This is a genomic window from Nonomuraea sp. NPDC002799 (assembly GCF_053592075.1).
The window spans coordinates 207,654-225,201 of sequence record NZ_JBSFVA010000008.1; the positions used below are offsets into that span (position 1 = coordinate 207,654).

The following is a 17,548-nucleotide window of genomic DNA, read 5'->3' on the forward strand; positions in this document are numbered from 1 at the left end:
GGCCCGGCATCAGCCTTCGAGAGGGGCGCGTCCATGAATAGTGGTTCCAGCTCCAGGTGTGCCATTGATGGAGAACTCTCCATCGACGGCGATCAATTCGCCCCGCATGCTTGAGACTCCTCGGCCGACGGCTCTTCCCGCAAAGCCTTGACCATCGTCGCTCACGGTCAATCGTATGTTGGACTCGCCTGTGGTGACCGCGACGGAAACCGTTCGTGCCCCACTGTGCAGCTCAACATTGCGCAGCGCCTCGACAATGCAGGCGACCACGGCCCGAGCTACGTGATCCGGAACGGATCTTGCGGGTAGCGCCCACGTCTCGACCACGATTCCCGTACGTCCGGACCACTCGTCCAGGTAGTCGGTAAGCGTCTCCGAAAGGTCGCGGTCGTGGTCGCGAACCTGCGACTGCTCAGCCATTCGACTTACTTCCGTCTGCGTGTTCGTACTCGGCACGGTTCATGCGATGGGCCACACGAACTGTCGCGGCATCTTCTTCCCTTTCTCGGATCTGCTGTGCAGATGAAAATATCTGGCTGATCTACATTCCTCCTACATGGAGTCGCGCAGCCCGGCGGGACTGCGAACATCCCATGTCGTCAATCAGGATCCATCAGATGGATCGACCCGGCTCAATCGTAAGAACGACGCGGCGAGTACCACTCGACAAGCGGGTTGAAAAGGCGCTGGATACGATCCGATTCGTCTCAGAGGGCTATGGCCGACTGGTGGGCGTGGGGATGCTGGGACGTTCCCGTGACCTCGTGTATCGCCTGCTGCTCCGCCTCGGCCTGCCGCTGCCACTCCTCGTTGCCCAGCCGCTCGGCGAGTGACATCGCCTCGGAGATGAGGCCGAGGGCATCGGCGGAGTGATCCAGCAGCCGGCATGCCTGCGACAGCCCGATCAGGCAGCGTAACTGGCCGATGAGGTAGCCGTTCGCGCGAAACAGCGGCAGGGCCGCCTCCAGGTGGTGTCGTCCGGCCTGCGGGTCGTCGTTCCGGAGACGCAGTTCGCCGAGGGTCAGGTGGGCCATGCCCTGATGAAGCAGATCGCCCTCACGCTCGGCGTTGGTCAGCGCCTCGGTCAACGCCTCTGCCGCCTCCCGCGCACTGCCTAGTTCTTGGTGAGCGGTGCCGCACATGATGAGGGCGTAGCGTGCGCCAACAGCGCTGCCGATCTGTCTGGCGATGGCGAGTTGACGCTCGGCGTAGTACAGAACACGGTCGTAGCGCCCCCAGGAGACGTGGAGATAGGCCAGGTTGCCTAACGCGCGCTGCTCGCCGAAAAGATTCCCCCGTCGCGCGCACAGAGTCAACTGTCTCTCGAAGTACACGCCGGCTTCGTCCCTCCGCCGTAACGCTTCCAACCCGCCCGCCACGTGGCCGAGAGCCTCAACGGCGATCATCTCGTCCTCCAGACGCCGGCTCACGTTCAGTGCCTGCTTGTTGAGGGAGATGAGCTCGGTCGTCCGATGGCTGAGGTGCTGGTGCCACATCAGGCCGAAGGCGATGGCCACGCCGAGCCGGGCGATCTCCGGATCCGCGTCGGCCATGGCCTGCGTGGCGGCGGCCGACAGGTTCGCCTCCTCATCCACGAGCCACGCCGCCGCCGCGTCGGCGTCGGCCACGTGGTGGGGCATGCACCGGCCAGGATCCATGTCGGGGCCGGCGGGCTGGACCCGATGCGGGTCCCTGATTCTGCTGGCGTGTTGTGCCGACAGCGCGTAATAACGCAACGCGGCACCCAGAGGCTCGCGCGAGGGCAGTTCCCGGGCCAGTTCGGTGGCGTAGAGCCGGACCAGGTCGTGCAGCCGGTAGTGGTCTGGACGGTCACGGTCAAGCAGGTGGGCATCCACCAACCGCTCCAAGGCACGTTCGGCCTCTGGCACCGGAGTGCCGAGCAGAGCGGCGGCCACCTCGGCCGTGATGTCGTGCACATGCAGCAATCCGAGCAGGGACAGCGCGTACGCGGCCGCCCGGCTGGAACGGCGAGCGCTCTCCCGCAGCGACCGCCAACTGGCCGACAGACTGGAACGGACCGCCAGGTCCCCGGCCTCCAACTCGTGCAGCCGCCCCCACTCGTCTCGCAACCGGGCGACCAGCACCGAGACCGGCCAGTCCGGCCGGTCGGCCAGCCTTGCCCCGGTGATCCGCAACGCCAGGGGCAGGCCGTCGCACAGCCTGACCAGGCTCGCCGTCGCACCCGGGTCCGCGGCGAACCGCTCGGCACCGGCCAGTTCGGCGAGCATGGCGACAGCCTCGGAGTGCGACATCCGGCCCAGGCGCATCTGGACGCAGTCGTCGCCGAAAGCCATGCTCTCCCGGCTGGTCACCAGCAGGCACGTGCCACGCGGCGCCGACAGCAGCGGCTGGATCTGGCCGAAGTCGACCGCATCGTCCAGCAGCACCAGCATGCGCTTGGCGTGCAGCCGGCTGCGCCACATCGCTGCGGCCTCGTCCACGTCCGACGGCACCGCCTGAGCCGGCACCCCGAGCGCACGCAGGAACCGACCCAGCACCTCCTGGGCGGACAGGTGGGGCACACCCGGCGTCGCGCCCCTGAGGTTGACGAACAGCTGCCCGTCCGGGAAACGGTCCATGACCGCGTTCCCGGCCCGTACGGCCAGGGTGGACTTGCCGACGCCAGGAGCGCCGGACACCACAACCAGCGGCGGCGGCGCAACATCGTCCGAGGACGCGAGCACCGCCCGCAGACGGAGGGACTCCTCTGCGCGGCCGACGAACCCGATCAGGGCGCAGGGCAGTTGGCGCGGCGGCGCCGGCTGCGTCTCGGCCACGGGGCGAAGGATGCGCTGGTGGCAGGCGCGCAACCCAGGGCCAGGATCCACTCCCAGTTCCTCGGACAGGATCCGCCGCCCCTCCTCGAACACCTCCAGAGCCTCGGCCTGGCGGTCGCATCGGTGCAACGCCAGCATGAACAGCTCGCGCACCTTCTCGCGAAGCGGGTGCTGACGTGTCAGATCCTGCAGGAAGGGGAGTGCCTCCTTCGGCCGTGACAGACCCAGCAGCACTTCGGCACGCCGCTCCAGAGCGACGAGGCGACCTTCGTGCAGGCCGACGCGCTCGGCCTCCGCAAATGGGCCGGGAACCCCTGCCAGCACCTCACCGTTCCACAACTCCAGTGCCAGGTCGAGGCGGCGCAGCTCACCTTCGAGGTCTCCTGACGCCTGGAGATCACGGGAGGCGTCGAGGTGGTCGGCAAAAGCACCCACATCGACCTGCTGGCAATGCAACCGCAGGATGTAGCCTGCCGCGGTGCGCGCCAGCACGGTGGAATTCTCATGGCGGCCTCGGCCCGGTTCGAGCACCCGCCGCAGGCCTGCGATGTAGGTGTAGATGCTCTGCTCGGCACTGGACGGCGGCCTGTCACCCCACAGAGCGTCGACCAGCTGACTCAGCGGCACCACTCGTCCAGGAGGCGACGCCAGCACGGCCATGACGGCCTGCTGACGCGGCGGGCCCAGATCAAAATTCTTTCCTTCACGAGACACCGTCACGGGTCCAAGGAGGCGAATGAAGATCCCTTCAGCCACACCTGCTCCGAAACCGTGGTGACTTCTCGCGGTGCGGCAGCGCCATGATCACCTTTCCGCCATCTAGCACAGTCGTGCTAGGTCAATCATATTAGTACGACTGTGCTACAAAGGGAAGTGGTCAAGGTGCCGGATCCGGATCGACGCCGGCGACGAGAGCCCCGATGGGGCGCCGGCGGAGCGCTCCGTATCCTGAGCGCATGAAATTGGTGACGATTGATGACATTCGGGCGGCAGCCGGGCGGATCAAGGGTGTCGCGGTGCGGACGCCGCTCGTGCGGATGGGCGAGGCGTGGGTCAAGCCCGAGAGCCTGCAGCCGGTCGGCGCGTTCAAGATCCGGGGCGCGTACAACGCGGTGGCGTCGTTGCGCCCCGAGGGGGTCGTCACCCATTCGTCCGGCAACCACGGACAGGCCCTGGCCTACGCGGCCAGGGAGGTCGGAGTGCCGTGCGTGGTCGTCGTACCGGAGGGGACGCCCGCGGTGAAGACGGCGGCGATCGAGGGGTGGGGGGCCGAGCTGGTCGTCGTGCCGCCGGAGCGGCGCGAGGTCGTGGCCGAGAAGCTGGCCGCCGAGCGCGGGCTGACGCTGGTGCCGCCCTACGACCATCCGGCGGTGATCGCCGGGCAGGGCACGGTCGGGCTGGAGATCCTGGAGGATCTGCCGGACGTGGAGGTCGTGCTGGTGCCGGTGGGCGGCGGCGGGCTGGCCTCGGGGGTCGCCACGGCGGTGAAGGCGCTGCGGCCGGGCGTGCGGGTGATCGGGGTCGAGCCCGAGCTGGCCGGCGACGCCGCCGAGAGCCTGGCCGCCGGGCGTCCCATCGCCTGGGAGCCGGCGCGTACGTTCCGCACGATCGCGGACGGGCTCCGCACGTGCCTGTCGGAGCTGACGTTCGCGCACCTGAGTGAGCGGCTGGACGGCATCGTGACCGTGTCGGAGGAGGAGATCAGGGCCGCCATGGGGCACGTGGCGCGCACGGCCCGGCTGGTGGCCGAGCCGAGCGGGGCGGTGACCACGGCGGCCCTGTTGTCGGGGCGGGTCCCCGCCGGACGCACCGTGGTGGTGCTGTCCGGGGGGAACGTGCAGCCGGAGCTGCTCAGACAGGTGATCTAGACCCATTCGTGGCGGGTCAGGAACGAGCGGTCGCCGGTGGCGTACTCGTGGAAGACGTCGCGCACCTCGGTCAGCTCCGGCACCGTGGTGCGGACGAGCGTGCCCTCTTTGTACTCCAGCTCGTAGCCGGGGGAGACCTGCAGGAAGTGGTGGCCGAAGTTGACCAGGGCCACGAACGGGTTCTGCGCCGACAGGGTCGCCAGGACGTCGTTGACGAGGCCGAGGTCGGGGTCGTTGACGATCATGCCGTCGCCGGTGTGGAGCTGCATGCCCTCGTACACGCCGAGCGGCGCCACGTTGTGCACCAGGTCGCGTTGCGGGTCGTAGCAGACGAGCCCGTGTGCCCGCGCGATCGTGAACACCTGCGCGGACACCTCGTCCATCGTGTCGAGGTCCATCGTCACCAGCACGTGCCCCGGATAGAGCGTGATCTCCCCGGGCAGCTCCTTGGCGACCTCGGGCAGCTCTCCACCGGTCACCGGGGCGGTCCGCTTGACCGCCAGGTAGGTGGCGCGGGCCTGGTCCCCGCTGATCGGCACCGGCTCGTCCCAGACCATCAACTCAACGCTCATCGGTCCATCTTGTCTGACCGGCACCCCGGACGCGTGCCACTACCTGGGTTTTTCCGATTCCGGCACCAGCTCCACCGTGCAGTTCGCGCAGCGCCGGGCCTCGATCGGAATGTCGCTGAGGCATTCGGGGCACTGCTTGGTGGTGGCCGCCTTGTCCCGGTCCAGCAGGCCGATCAACCGTGACATGGGAGTCACGACGAGCCAGTAGATCACCGCCGCGATGATCGCGAAGGTGATCAGGTGGTTGAGGAAGTCGCCGTACTTGAACTCGCTGCCGTTGACCGTGAAGGTGTAGTCGGCGAAGTCCGGCTGCCTGCCGCCGGTGATCGCGCCGATCAGCGGGGTGATGAGGTCGGCGACGAGCGCCTGCACGAGACCGCTGAAGGTGGCGCCGACGATCACCGCCACCGCGAGCTCGACGATGTTGCCGCGTAGTAAGAACTGTTTGAAACCGCCCATGGGGTCGGCCTATTGCCGGGGGCCGGGAGCTGAAACCCGATCGCCCCCGGAGATGCGGCTGAAGACGGCCGGAACCCGCTCAGAGCTCGGGTGCGAGCCGCTCCAGATCGAAGAGCCCGCGCTTGGCGCCCGACACGAACGCGCTCCACTCGTCGAAGGTGAACGGCAGGACGGCGCCGTCGCCCCGGCTCCCCCGCACCCAGACCGTGCCCTCCAGCACCGCCACTTCGACACAGTCGCCGTTGTTGCATGAACGCCAGACCGCTTGATCCAGGGCAGGTGGGCGTGTCATGCGGCACCTCCTACGTGATCGGCCATCGAGATATCGCGCCGATCGCGATTTTACCCCGCCCGGTACGGGCGCGGCGGCGGCCGGATTCGCTTATCGAGATTGGGCGACGCGGATCAGGAAATCACGCCATTCGGAGGTGGTGAATCGCAGGATCGGGCCGTCCATATTTTTGTTGTCCCGGAGAACCACCGTGTCGGCGGAGGACAGCGCGACCTCCACGCAGTTGCCATTGTTGCAAAAGGATGAGGTCTGCCAATTAAGGCTGGTGCCGAGGGCTGGCTGGTTGGCCATCGTGCTCTCCTTCGTGAATCACGCGGCCGGCTTCCCCCCGACCCTGCGCAGACCAGTTCGCCCACGTGCGGAAACTGTAACAGTGTCCTCACTCTCAGTGCACGCCTGCTAGGGTGACGATCTTTCGCGTCGACTCCTGCGGGCTGAGCGCTTCGGCTGTCAAGTGACTGATGGCCTCCCGGAATCGCTCTACTTTGTCCCCTTCGAGGTAGAAGAGGCCCATTTGATGTTCGACGAACACCGTGTCGGCTATCCCGGAATTCCGCTCGAACTCCAGCAGCCTGAACATGCTGTCGAAGCCCATATGGGCGCCGGCCGTGAAGGGGATCACCTGGATGACCACATGCGGCAGGTCCGCGGCTTCGGCGAGGCGCAGGAGCTGCTCGCGCATGGTCTGCGAGCCGCCTACGCGGCGGTGAAGTGCGGATTCGTCGAGCAGCACCCGGTAGCGCGGCGGGTTGTTGCGGTGCAGCAGCCCCTGCCGCTTGATGCGGGCCTGGACCCGGTCGTCCAGGATGTCGGCCGCGATGCCGGGCGTCCATCCCCGGATGACGGCGCGCGCGTAGTCCTCCGTCTGGAGCAGGCCGGGAATGGTGGTGATCTCGATCTCGGTGATGGCGACCGCGTCGGTCTCCAGGCCGATCATGGGCCGGAAGGTGGGCTCGTCGTAGTCCTGCCACCACTCCTTCTGGCGGGCGTCCTTGGCGATGGTCATGAGCTCGGCCGGATCGGCGACGCCGTACAGGCGGCACAGATCGCGCACGTCGCGCAGGCTGACCCGGCGCTGGGCGGTCTCCAGCCGGCTGATCTTGGCGGGGGAGCACAGGAGGTGCTCGGCGACCTCCGCGATGCTCAGTCCCGCCTCGTGGCGCAGCTCGCGTAACCGGATGGCCAGCTGTCGCTGCCTGAGAGTGGGATTGGGAATGGTCATCTTCGAGCATTCCTCTCAACCGCGGAAGGCCGCCTGCTGAGAGCGTACGCCCGTAACGTTTTCCGAAGGCATGTGCGTAAGGAAATCGTCACCGGCACATTCCAGTGGCAAATGCCAAAAATGGGTACACCTCGAATAGATCTCATGAGGGAGGTGCCCAGGAGGTTATTCGATCAAACCGCTTTGGATCAGCACCGCGTTTCAGGGGGACGGGGGCCGTGTCGAAGCACCCCGTCACACGAAGCTGGACCGGCGTTTGCCCCGCCGGCCCAGCTCTACGATCACCCGCTCCTGTCAGAGCATAAGGATCGATGCACATGAATACTACCAATCTAATCGCCGATCGGGCGATGAAAAGCCCTGTTCACCGTTTAGTGGTCACCCTGATGGACAAGCTCGACGCCTGGGCCTTCCGCGACCTGGACGACCACGCGAGAGCACAGGGCTGGCAGGTCCGCCGGCCCGCGCCCCTCATCCGCGTCTATCGCAACCCCGCCTTCGATCGCCGCGTCCCCAGTGCCGGCTGCCAGGGAGCGGACGCCGCCGTCCACGGACACCACCTCGGCTCGGGCCGGGTGTGTCCATGAAGGACCCCAACCTGTTCGCCCGGGTGAACCGGGCCACCACCCCCTACCCGCGCGCGAACGTCCTCGTCGTGCTCTGGCGATGGCGCTACGAGCTCGTGACCTTCGCCCTCGCCGCCGCCTTCTGCGGCGGTGCCGTGGAGATCCTGGGGCCGGCCTCGCCCACGGTCGGTGTCGTGCCCGTGGCGGTGGCGCTCTGGCCGCCCGCCCGGTCGGAGGCATGGGGCCGGATCCGGTGCGTGATCACCGCGCACCGGATCCGGGTCGGGCTCATCGAGGGGTACGTGGTGAGCCGGCGGGGCAAGATCCCCATGATCCTCTGGTGCGCTCCCTCGTACCCCGGCGAACGCGTCTGGATCTGGTGCCGGGCGGGGACCGTGGCGGCCGACGTGGAGCGGGCCCGCCACATCATCGCCACCACGTGCTGGGCGGCCGACGTGCTCGTGCGGCCGCATCCCGACCGCCCCCACCTGGTGCGGCTGGACGTGGTGCGGCGCGGGCGGGAGCCGGCGGCCCGCCCGCCCGAGTCGGGCCCCGCCAGGGGCCTGCACTGAGCGTGGGCCGCTCCCGTCAGCGCGGCGCCGGGGGCGGCCACGCCTGGGGGATGACTGGACCGCCCGAGATCGGGAAGGCTCGGGCACGGTGACCCGCATGCGCGGAGCTGAAGACGGGCATCTGGTCATCGCGCCCTCGGGGGCCGGGCTTGTCGAACGGAGCGGGGGGAACAGAACATGGGAGAGACCGCAAGGGAGCCTCGATGATCGAGATCTGGCCGGGAGACCCCTATCCGCTCGGAGCGACCTACGACGGCGCCGGCACCAACTTCTCGCTGTACACCGAGGTGGCCGACAAGGTGGAGCTGTGCCTCTTCGACGAGGACAACGTCGAGTCGAGGGTGCCGCTCACGGAGGTGGACGGGTTCATCTGGCACGGCTACCTGCCGGGGATCAACCCCGGGCAGCGTTACGGCTACCGGATCCACGGCCCCTACGAGCCGGCCCGCGGGCCGCGGTGCAACCCCGCCAAGGTGCTGCTCGACCCGTACGCCATGGCGATCGAGGGCGGCGTCAAGTGGAACGAGGCGGTCTACGGTTACCGTTTCGGCCAGCCGGACACCAGGAACGACTTCGACTCGGCCCCCTACGTGCCGCGTTCGGTGGTGGTCAACCCGTTCTTCGGCTGGGGGCACGACCGGCCGCCCGCGACGCCGTACCACGACACCGTGATCTACGAGGCGCACGTGCGGGGGCTGACGATCAGCCATCCCAAGATCCCCAAGCACCTGCGCGGCACGTACGCGGCGCTCGGCCACCCCGAGATCCTCGACCATCTGACCAAGCTGGGCGTGACGGCGCTGGAGCTCATGCCGGTGCACCAGTTCGTCACCGACCACATCCTGGAGCAGCGCGGCCTGTCCAACTACTGGGGCTACAACTCGATCGGCTTCTTCGCGCCGCACAACCGCTACTCCAGCCAGGGGCAGCGCGGCGGGCAGGTGCTGGAGTTCAAGGCGATGGTGCGCTCGCTGCACGAGGCGGGCATCGAGGTGATCCTCGACGTGGTCTACAACCACACCGCGGAGGGCAACCACCTGGGGCCGACGCTCGGCTTCCGGGGGATCGACAACATCAACTACTACCGGCTGGTCGAGAACGACAAGCGCTACTACGTCGACACCACCGGCACCGGCAACAGCCTGCTCATGCGGTCGCCGCACGTGCTGCAAATGATCATGGACTCGCTCCGCTACTGGGTCATCGAGATGCACGTGGACGGGTTCAGGTTCGACCTGGCCTCGACGCTCGCGCGGGAGCTGCACGAGGTCGACCGGCTGAGCGCGTTCTTCGACCTGGTGCAGCAGGACCCGGTGTTGTCGCAGGTCAAGCTCATCGCCGAGCCGTGGGACGTGGGGCCGGGCGGCTACCAGGTCGGCAACTTCCCGTCCCGGTGGACGGAGTGGAACGGGCGCTACCGCGACACGATCCGCGACCTGTGGCGCGGGCAGGCGGCCACGCTGCCCGAGTTCGGCTCCCGGTTCACCGGGTCGAGCGACCTGTACAAGGACGACAGCCGCCGGCCCGCCGCCTCGATCAACTTCGTCACCTGCCACGACGGCTTCACCCTGCAGGACCTGGTCTCCTACAACGGCAAGCACAACGAGGCCAACAAAGAGGGCAACCGCGACGGCACCGACGACAACCGATCCTGGAACTGCGGCGAGGAGGGCGCGGCGGGCATCGCCATCGAGTCGCTGCGCGAGCAGCAGAAGCGCAACTTCCTCACCACGCTCTTCCTGTCGCAGGGCGTGCCGATGCTCTCGCACGGCGACGAGCTGGGCCGCACCCAGAAGGGCAACAACAACGGCTACTGCCAGGACGACGACCTGACCTGGGTCGACTGGTCCGACGTGCGCGAGAACTGGTTGCTGCTGGAGTTCACGCAGAGCCTGGCCGCGCTGCGCAAGAAACATCCGGTCTTCCGGCGCAGGCGGTTCTTCTACGGCAAGCCCGTACGCGGGCTGAGCGACATCGCCTGGCTCACCCCGTCCGGGGAGGAGATGAACGACGGCGACTGGAACGTCGGCTACGCGAAGTCGCTGGCCGTCTTCCTGAACGGTGACGCCATCACCGAGCCGGACCGGCGCGGCCGGCCGATGCGGGACGACTCGTTCCTGTTGCTGTTCAACGCCCACTACGACACGATCAAATTCACCATCCCCCAGGACTACGGCGAGATGTGGCACACGGAGATCGACACGGCCATGCCGATCAGGCTCGACGCGCGGATGTGCCGGGCGGGCGAGGCGATCGCGGTGCCAGGACGGAGCGTGCGGGTGCTGCGCCGTGTCTAGACCGACCTCGACCTACCGGGTGCAGCTCACCCCGGACTTCGGCTTCGCCCAGGTGGCCGAGATCGCCGGCTACCTGCGCGACCTCGGCGTCAGTCACGTCTACCTGTCGCCGGTCCTGCAGTCGACGCCCGGGTCGCGGCACGGCTACGACGTCACCGACCACTCCAGGATCCGGGACGAGTTCGGCGGGGCCACCGGGTTCAGGGAGATGGCGCAGCAGCTCGCCGCCCATGACCTCGGCATCGTGGTCGATATCGTGCCCAACCACATGAACACCACCAACGCCCAGTTCTGGTCGGTGCTCAAGGACGGGCCGGCGTCGCCGTACGCGCGCTGGTTCGACATCGACTGGGTCGATGGGAAGGTCGCCATGCCGGTGCTCGGCGACGACACCGAGCCGGTGGTCGACGGCGACGTGCTGCGCTACCACGAGCACTCCTTCCCCCACCCTGGGCACTACCGGCTGGCCGACTGGCGCGAAGGGCCCGGCTACCGGCGCTTCTTCGACGTTTCCTCGTTAATAGGACTGCGGGTCGAGGATCCGTCCGTGCTGTTCGCGACGCACGAGGTGATCTTCTGGCTGCTCGACGAGGGACTGGTCGACGGGCTGCGCGTGGACCATCCCGACGGGCTGGCCGATCCGCGCGGCTATCTCGAACGGCTGCGCGCCCGGACGGGCGAGGCGTGGACGGTCGTCGAGAAGATCCTCATCGGCTCCGAGCGGCTGCCCGCCGACTGGGCCTGCGACGGCACCACCGGCTACGACCTGCTCAACCGGATCAACGGCCTGTTCGTCGATCCGGCCGGCAAGGAGCCGCTGATCCGGCTCTTCGGCGAGCTGACCGGGCAGCCCCAGGCGTACCCGCCGGTGATGGCGCAGGCCAAGCGGGAGGTGCTGGAGCTGTTCTTCGGCGCCGAGGTCGAGCGGCTGGCCAGGGCCGCCTCCTGCGCGCCCGAGGCGGTGCGCGAGCTGCTCGCCGCCATGCCGGTCTACCGGGCGTACGTCGTGCCGGGGCAGGAGCCGCCGCCCGAGGCCGTGGAGATCGTCGAGCGGGCCGCCGCGACCTGCTCTCCCGCCGTGCGCCCGCTGGTCCGCGAGGTCCTGTACGGCTCCGCCGAGGCTGTCACCCGCTTCCAGCAGGCGTGCGGGCCCGTCATGGCCAAGGGCGTCGAGGACACCGCGCTCTACCGCTGGTACCCGCTGGCCTGCCTCAACGAGGTCGGCGGTGAGCCGGACGCGTTCGGGGTGCCGGTGGCGGAGTTCCACGAGCTCTGCGCGCGGACGCTCCCGTACACGATGACCACGCTGTCCACGCACGACACCAAGCGGTCGGAGGACGTGCGGGCGCGGTTGTCGGTGTTGTCGGAGCTGCCGGAAGAGTGGGCCGAGGCCGTGGCGGGCTGGTCGGCGGCGGTGCGCTTCGATCCGCATCTCGACTACCTGGCCTGGCAGAACCTCATGGCCGCGTGGCCGATCTCCGAGGAGCGCTTCGCCGAGTACCTGTTCAAGGCCGCCCGGGAGGCCAAGACCAGCATTTCCTGGATAAAGCCGGATCCGTCCTATGAGCAGCGGCTGCGGGAGTTCGCGGCGGCGGCCGTCCGGCTGCCCGTCGGCGCGTTCACGGAGCGGATCGAGCCGTTCGCCCTGTCCAACTCGCTGGGGGCCAAGCTGGTCCAGCTCATGATGCCCGGGGTGCCCGACGTGTACCAGGGCAACGAGACGACCGACTTCTCGCTGGTCGATCCGGACAACCGGCGGCCGGTGAGCTATCCGCGCAAGCCCGAGACCTCGTGGGACGCGGCCAAGCTCCTGGTGACGACCCAGGCGCTGCGGCTGCGGCGACGGCTCGGGGGCGCCGCCCCGTACCTGCCGCTGCGGGCGGAGGGGACGGCGGCGGAGCACGTGATCGCCTTCGCCCGGGGCAACGCCGCAGGCGCCCGCGACCGCGCGCACGCCGTCGCCGTGGCCACCCGCCTGCCCGTACGGCTGGCGCGGTCCGGATGGGGGGCGACGTCTCTGACGTTGCCCCCGGGAACCTGGCGCGACCTGCTCACCGGCGCCCTGCACGCCGGCCGCATCCCGCTCGCGCACCTGCTCGGTCAGTATCCGGTCTCACTCATGGAGCGACATGATCTTTGAGGTCTGGGCACCGAAGGCCAGCACCGTCGAGGTGGACGTCCTGGGCCGGCGCCGGGCGATGGTGCCCGGCGCGGGGGGCTGGTGGTCGTCCGAGGTGGCGGAGGCCGGGCACGGCGCCCGGTACGGCTTCGTGGTGGACGGCGACGGCCCCCACCCCGACCCGCGCACCCGTCGTCAGCCCGAGGGCGTCTTCGGGCCCAGCGCCGTCTACGACCATGCCCGGTTCACCTGGTCCGACCATGACTGGAAGGGGCGCGACCTGCGGGGGGCGGTGATCTACGAGCTGCACGTGGGGACGTTCACGGGGGAGGGGACGTTCGCGGCGGCCATCGAGCGCCTGCCGCATCTCGTGGAGCTCTGCGTGGACTTCGTCGAGGTCATGCCGGTGGCGCCGGTGCCCGGGATGCGGAACTGGGGGTATGACGGGGTCGATCTCTACGCGGTGAACGAGACGTATGGCGGGCCCGACGGGCTCAAGTCGTTCGTGGACGCCTGCCATCGGGCCGGGGTGGGGGTGATCCTGGACGTGGTCTACAACCATCTCGGGCCGTCGGGGAACTTCCTGCACCCGTTCGGGCCGTACTTTGCCGGATTTAAGGGCAGTTATTGGGGCGACGCGGTCAATCTGGACGGGCCGGGCTCCGACGAGGTACGGCGCTACTTCATCGGCAACGCCGTCCAGTGGCTGCGCGACTTCCACATCGACGGGCTGCGCCTCGACGCCGTGCACGCGCTGCACGACAACCGCGCCGGCCACCTGCTGGCCGAGCTGGCCGACGAGGTGGACGCGCTGGCGTGCTCCGTCGGCCGCCCGCTGTCGCTGATCGCCGAGTCCGACCTCAACGATCCGCGCATGGTGCGCTCCCTGGAGGCAGGGGGGCTGGGGATGACGGCGCAGTGGGACGACGACGTCCACCATGCCCTGCACTGCGCGGTGAGCGGTGAGTCGCACGGCTACTACAAGGACTTCGCCGACCTGTCCGCGCTGGCCAAGGTGCTCACCTCGGGCGTCCTGCACGACGGCTCCTATTCGAGCTTCCGCGAGCGCGCGCACGGGCGCTCGTTCGCGGGCGTGCCCGGGCACCGGCTCGTGGCCTGCCTGCAGAACCACGACCAGATCGGCAACCGCCCCGCCGGCGACCGGCTGCCCGTCCCCGCGCTCAAACTCGGCGCCGGACTGCTGCTGACCTCCCCCTTCACGCCCATGCTCTTCATGGGGGAGGAGTGGGGGGCACGCTCGCCGTTCCTGTTCTTCTCCGACCACGTGGAGCCGGAGCTGCGGGAGAGCGAGGGCGTGCGGCGGGAGCGGGAGTTCGACGGCTTCGGGTACACGTGGGACGCGCCCGATCCTTCGGACGAGGAGACGTTCCAGCGGTCGAAGCTGGACTGGGGGGAGGTCAAGGAGGAGGCGCACTGGTCGCTGCTGTGCTGGTACCGCGACCTGATCGCCCTGCGGAAGGCGCTGCCCGAGCTGTCGGACCCACGGCTGGACCGGGTGCGGGTGGAGGTGGATCCGCTGGGGAAGTGGCTGCTGATGTGGCGCGGGACGCTGGCCGTGGTGGTGAACTTCGCACCGGAGTCGGTGACGTTGCCGGTGTCCTTCGGGCATGTGCTGCTGGCGTCCGACGAGCCGGTGTTCGTGGGGGAGGAGGGGCTTCGGCTGCCGGGCCAGTCGATGGCCATCTGCCGCCCCGCCCCCTGACCACCCACCACCCCCTCAGCCAGTACTGCGTCACTCAGCCAGTACTGCGTTGCTCAGCCAGTACTGCGTTGCTCAGCCAGTACTGCGTTGCTCAGCCAGTACTGCGTTGCTCAGCCAGTACTGCGTTGCTCAGCCAGCGCTGCGTTGCTCAGCCGAGCCAAGTCGCTGGGCCGCGCCTGATTGCTTGGCTGGGCCGGTCGTTGGGCCGTGCCTGGTTGCTCAGTCGAGCGCTTGGCTCGCAGTCCTGGCCACTTGCCGAGCTGCCGGGCAAAGTGGGCTTCTGACTCCTGGACGCCACCGCCGCGCCTCACCTCCACGCGCCACGACCGTGTCATCCACAGGCGTTACCAGCCCCACCCACTTATCCCCAGAATCCCGTTCCACCCGACGACGGCCTAGCCCCGTACCCGATCCTGAACACCTCCTCGATCCGATCCCCCGCAAGCCCGAGTCACGGAGGCCGTTCATGAAGATCACCCTCCCCATGCCCAGCACGCTGACCTGCCTGTTCATCGTCGCCATGGAGCACCTTCTCCTCGACATTGAGTCGTTCATCCCCTGGCGCATATCAGGACCGCACAAGAAGACCGCCCTCAACGCGATCAACAGCGGGACGCTGACCGTGACCCACCACCCGACTCCGTGGAAATCCATCGTCCCCAACCTCACGGACGACGAGAGGCGCCGCTTCCGTCGCACGAAGCAGCACGTCGTGATCTCCTCCTTGGCGCCTCCGCAACAACTTCCCGCCAACGTGCAGGCAGCCCGTGCCGTGGCCAGATCCCTGGCCCGCGAGTGCGGCGGCCTCCTGCTGGACCCCCTGATCGGCGCCACCATCGTCACCAGCGGGAGCCGCGCGGACGAGCCCAGGGACTTCCGCCTCAACGACGACTGGCTGGCGTGGGACGTCCAGATCCACGATGGCGCCACCTGCCCGCCATGGGACCCGGGCGACCTGGGGGTTTGCGACTGCCTGCGTGTCACCTCACGCGGTCTGCGCCGCTTCGCCCTCCCGGAGATCACCGTTGACGGCGCCGCCTGCGCCCACAGCCTGTGCGCGACCACCCTCCTGCGTACGGTGGCCAGCCGCCTGCTCGCCGACCACCTGGCCCACGTCACCACCCACCCGGACGCCACAGAACGCCAGATCGACGACTTCCTCCAGATCCAGCCCTCAGACCAGCCCGACGGCAGCGGCCTCCCCTTCGGCGTCAAGCTGACCCCCTACAACGCGGACATCGGAGAGCTGGGTCGCACCGGCAGCATCCGCCGCCTGAAGATCGGCCCGGCCCCTGGTGCAGGCCAGGTCACCTGCCTCAAGGTCGGCCCACCCTCAGACTTCACCGGCTCCCTGAACGACTGGCTGTGCACCACCCAGGGAGCCACCGCCTACGCTTCGCTGACCTTGATCGGCTGCCCCACCCCAGACCCGGCACCGGCCCTCGCCGCCTGACCGCCGGTCGTGCCAGATCAAGGCTGCCCCGGGCTTGATGAGATCAAGGAGGACCTGGCCTGCCGGTCGGGCGCGCGTCGAGCGTGAGGAGGACTTGTTGGCCTGCCGGTCGGGCACGCGCCGAGCGTGAGGAGGACTTGTTGGCCCGCTGGCCGGGCACGCGCCGAGCGCGAGGCATGGCTTGGTGAAGTCGAGGGCATCGACCTCGCTCTTACTTGCCTCTGGCAGAAACAGGAGGAGATCTAGCGTGGCGTCACGGCTGATCACGGCTGACTCAGCTGAACAGCGACAGGTCTATGGAGTCGGCCAGGGCCTGGTAGCCCGCGTCGTTGCCGTGCAGATGGTCGCCGGCGTGGAAGTCCTCGCTGATGCGGCTGGGGCGGTCCGGATCGTGCCAGACGGCGTCGAAGTCCAGCACAGCGTCGAAGGCGCCGCCGCCGCGGATCCATTCGTTGACCGCCTGGCGTGCGCTCTCGCCCTCCGGTGTGTAGATCTCCGTGCCCTCGTAGGGCGCGATCGTGGTGGCGTAGACCCGCACGCCGTGTGCGTGCGCCCGGGCGATCAACTGCCGGTAGCCGGCGATGACGTCGTCCGTCGTCACCGGCGCGCCGGGGAACATTTTCAGGAAATCGGCCAGGGGGCCGTCGTCGCGTGGGGCGAAGGAGATGCCGATGTCGTTGGCGCCCACGGAGAGCACCACGTAGCCGAGGCCGGGCGTCGCCAGCACGTCACGGTCGAAGCGGGCCAGGGCGGCGACGCCGATGCCGTCGTTGAGCAGCCGGTTGCCGCTGATGCCCTGGTTGGAGACGTAGCCGGTGGCCACACCCCGTGCGGCGAGACGCTCGGCCAGCAGTTCCGGCCAGCTATGGTTGGCGTCCGGGGTCGAGCCGGCGCCGTCGGTACGGGAGTCACCCACCACGACGATGGTCTTGGCCGGGGCGCCGGGGAGCAGTTCGACGGCGGAGATCAGGGCCCGCACCGGCAGAACCTCGGCGTTCTCCGGCAGGGTGGGGGCGGCAACGGCGTCGCCCGGGATTGTCCAGCCGGTCTCCAAAGCGGGGTCGTGGCAGGTGCAGGTCTCCACGTGCCCCGGCAGGTAGAGGCTGATGGACAACTTGGTGAGGGCGGGCAGGAGCAGGTCGACCGGATCGCTGAGGATCGGCGCGCCCGCCGGGACGGTGACGGCCGACGCGCCGGAGAAAGTCAGCGCGCGCTCGCTGCCCGGCTGCACCCCGCCGCCGGGCGCCGCGAGGCCCACCTGCGCCGCGCCGATGGTGAAGGGCGCGGTCCCGAACTCGTTGGTGAAGCGGATGCGCATCCGGTGCCCGCCGCCGCTGATGCGTACCACCTGGCGCAGGGTCACGTCGGCGAGCGGCGGGTGGCCGTCAAGCGAGCCGAGCCCGTCGTGGGCTGCCTGGGGCGAGGCACCCCAACTCCGGACCCAGATGCCGGCGTTGTTCGTCTCAGTCATCAGTTGCCTCCGTTGTTCGTGATTTGGTGCGGCATGCGAAGACTGAGGCGGGTCGCTCACACGGGACAAACACGGGACGAACGCGGCGCATTACGGCACAAACACGGCAAAAACACGGTGCTGGCTCGGCCCGAAT

Annotated in this window: 15 protein-coding genes; 7 read left to right on the forward strand and 8 right to left on the reverse strand. The window is 68.7% G+C overall.

Annotated features, from left to right (window positions below):
* Positions 1–9: 9 nt before the first annotated feature.
* Both ACWD0F_RS17985 and ACWD0F_RS17990 read right to left on the reverse strand, forming a co-directional pair.
* Positions 10–420, reverse strand: coding sequence for a sensor histidine kinase (locus tag ACWD0F_RS17985; protein WP_449876685.1), 411 nt, complete (start codon positions 418–420; stop codon positions 10–12).
* A 287-nt stretch (positions 421–707) separates the two neighbouring features.
* Positions 708–3,554, reverse strand: a complete 2,847-nt coding sequence (locus ACWD0F_RS17990; RefSeq protein WP_449876687.1) for a BTAD domain-containing putative transcriptional regulator — start codon at positions 3,552–3,554, stop codon at positions 708–710.
* A gap of 200 nt (positions 3,555–3,754) precedes the next feature.
* Here ACWD0F_RS17990 and ACWD0F_RS17995 point away from each other — a divergent pair, with 200 nt between their 5' ends.
* Positions 3,755–4,666 carry a threonine ammonia-lyase gene (locus tag ACWD0F_RS17995; RefSeq protein ID WP_449876689.1) on the forward strand — a complete coding sequence of 304 codons (912 nt, stop codon included), beginning with the start codon at positions 3,755–3,757 and terminating at the stop codon, positions 4,664–4,666.
* Here the strand turns inward: ACWD0F_RS17995 and ACWD0F_RS18000 are convergent.
* From ACWD0F_RS18000 to ACWD0F_RS18020, 5 genes are all read right to left on the reverse strand, one after another.
* Positions 4,663–5,238: a hypothetical protein gene (locus tag ACWD0F_RS18000; protein WP_449876691.1), complete on the reverse strand. Its 576-nt coding sequence runs from the start codon at positions 5,236–5,238 to the stop codon at positions 4,663–4,665. The genes ACWD0F_RS17995 and ACWD0F_RS18000 overlap by 4 nt on opposite strands.
* A 39-nt stretch (positions 5,239–5,277) precedes the next feature.
* On the reverse strand, positions 5,278–5,697 hold the full coding sequence (gene mscL, locus ACWD0F_RS18005; protein WP_449876693.1) for a large conductance mechanosensitive channel protein MscL: 420 nt from the start codon (positions 5,695–5,697) through the stop codon (positions 5,278–5,280).
* Between the two features lie 79 nt (positions 5,698–5,776).
* Positions 5,777–5,989 (reverse strand): DUF397 domain-containing protein, encoded by a 213-nt coding sequence (locus ACWD0F_RS18010; protein WP_449876695.1) that lies wholly within the window; start codon positions 5,987–5,989, stop codon positions 5,777–5,779.
* 90 nt (positions 5,990–6,079) lie between these two features.
* Positions 6,080–6,280 (reverse strand): DUF397 domain-containing protein, encoded by a 201-nt coding sequence (locus tag ACWD0F_RS18015; protein WP_449876697.1) that lies wholly within the window; start codon positions 6,278–6,280, stop codon positions 6,080–6,082.
* A gap of 94 nt (positions 6,281–6,374) precedes the next feature.
* Positions 6,375–7,211 carry a helix-turn-helix domain-containing protein gene (locus ACWD0F_RS18020; protein ID WP_449876699.1) on the reverse strand — a complete coding sequence of 279 codons (837 nt, stop codon included), beginning with the start codon at positions 7,209–7,211 and terminating at the stop codon, positions 6,375–6,377.
* A 386-nt stretch (positions 7,212–7,597) separates the two neighbouring features.
* Between ACWD0F_RS18020 and ACWD0F_RS18025 the strand changes: the two genes are divergently transcribed.
* The 6 genes from ACWD0F_RS18025 to ACWD0F_RS18050 all read left to right on the forward strand — a co-directional run bounded on the left by ACWD0F_RS18025 (position 7,598) and on the right by ACWD0F_RS18050 (position 15,941).
* Entirely contained in the window at positions 7,598–7,798 is a 201-nt protein-coding gene (locus tag ACWD0F_RS18025; protein WP_449876701.1) for a hypothetical protein, read from the forward strand.
* Complete coding sequence (locus ACWD0F_RS18030) at positions 7,795–8,349, forward strand: hypothetical protein (RefSeq protein ID WP_449876703.1); 555 nt, start codon at positions 7,795–7,797, stop codon at positions 8,347–8,349. Before ACWD0F_RS18025 ends, ACWD0F_RS18030 begins: the two co-directional genes overlap by 4 nt.
* A 203-nt stretch (positions 8,350–8,552) precedes the next feature.
* Positions 8,553–10,646 carry a glycogen debranching protein GlgX gene (gene glgX / locus ACWD0F_RS18035; RefSeq protein ID WP_449876705.1) on the forward strand — a complete coding sequence of 698 codons (2,094 nt, stop codon included), beginning with the start codon at positions 8,553–8,555 and terminating at the stop codon, positions 10,644–10,646.
* A complete protein-coding gene (gene treY, locus ACWD0F_RS18040; RefSeq protein ID WP_449876707.1) occupies positions 10,639–12,786 on the forward strand; it encodes a malto-oligosyltrehalose synthase in 2,148 nt (715 codons plus the stop codon). The genes glgX and treY overlap by 8 nt, the downstream gene beginning before the upstream one ends.
* Positions 12,776–14,488, forward strand: coding sequence for a malto-oligosyltrehalose trehalohydrolase (gene treZ / locus ACWD0F_RS18045; RefSeq protein ID WP_449876709.1), 1,713 nt, complete (start codon positions 12,776–12,778; stop codon positions 14,486–14,488). Before treY ends, treZ begins: the two co-directional genes overlap by 11 nt.
* A gap of 466 nt (positions 14,489–14,954) precedes the next feature.
* Positions 14,955–15,941 (forward strand): hypothetical protein, encoded by a 987-nt coding sequence (locus ACWD0F_RS18050; RefSeq protein WP_449876711.1) that lies wholly within the window; start codon positions 14,955–14,957, stop codon positions 15,939–15,941.
* Between the two features lie 274 nt (positions 15,942–16,215).
* Here the strand turns inward: ACWD0F_RS18050 and ACWD0F_RS18055 are convergent, their stop codons facing one another.
* Positions 16,216–17,412 (reverse strand): SGNH/GDSL hydrolase family protein, encoded by a 1,197-nt coding sequence (locus ACWD0F_RS18055; protein WP_449876713.1) that lies wholly within the window; start codon positions 17,410–17,412, stop codon positions 16,216–16,218.
* Between the last annotated feature and the right edge of the window lie 136 nt (positions 17,413–17,548).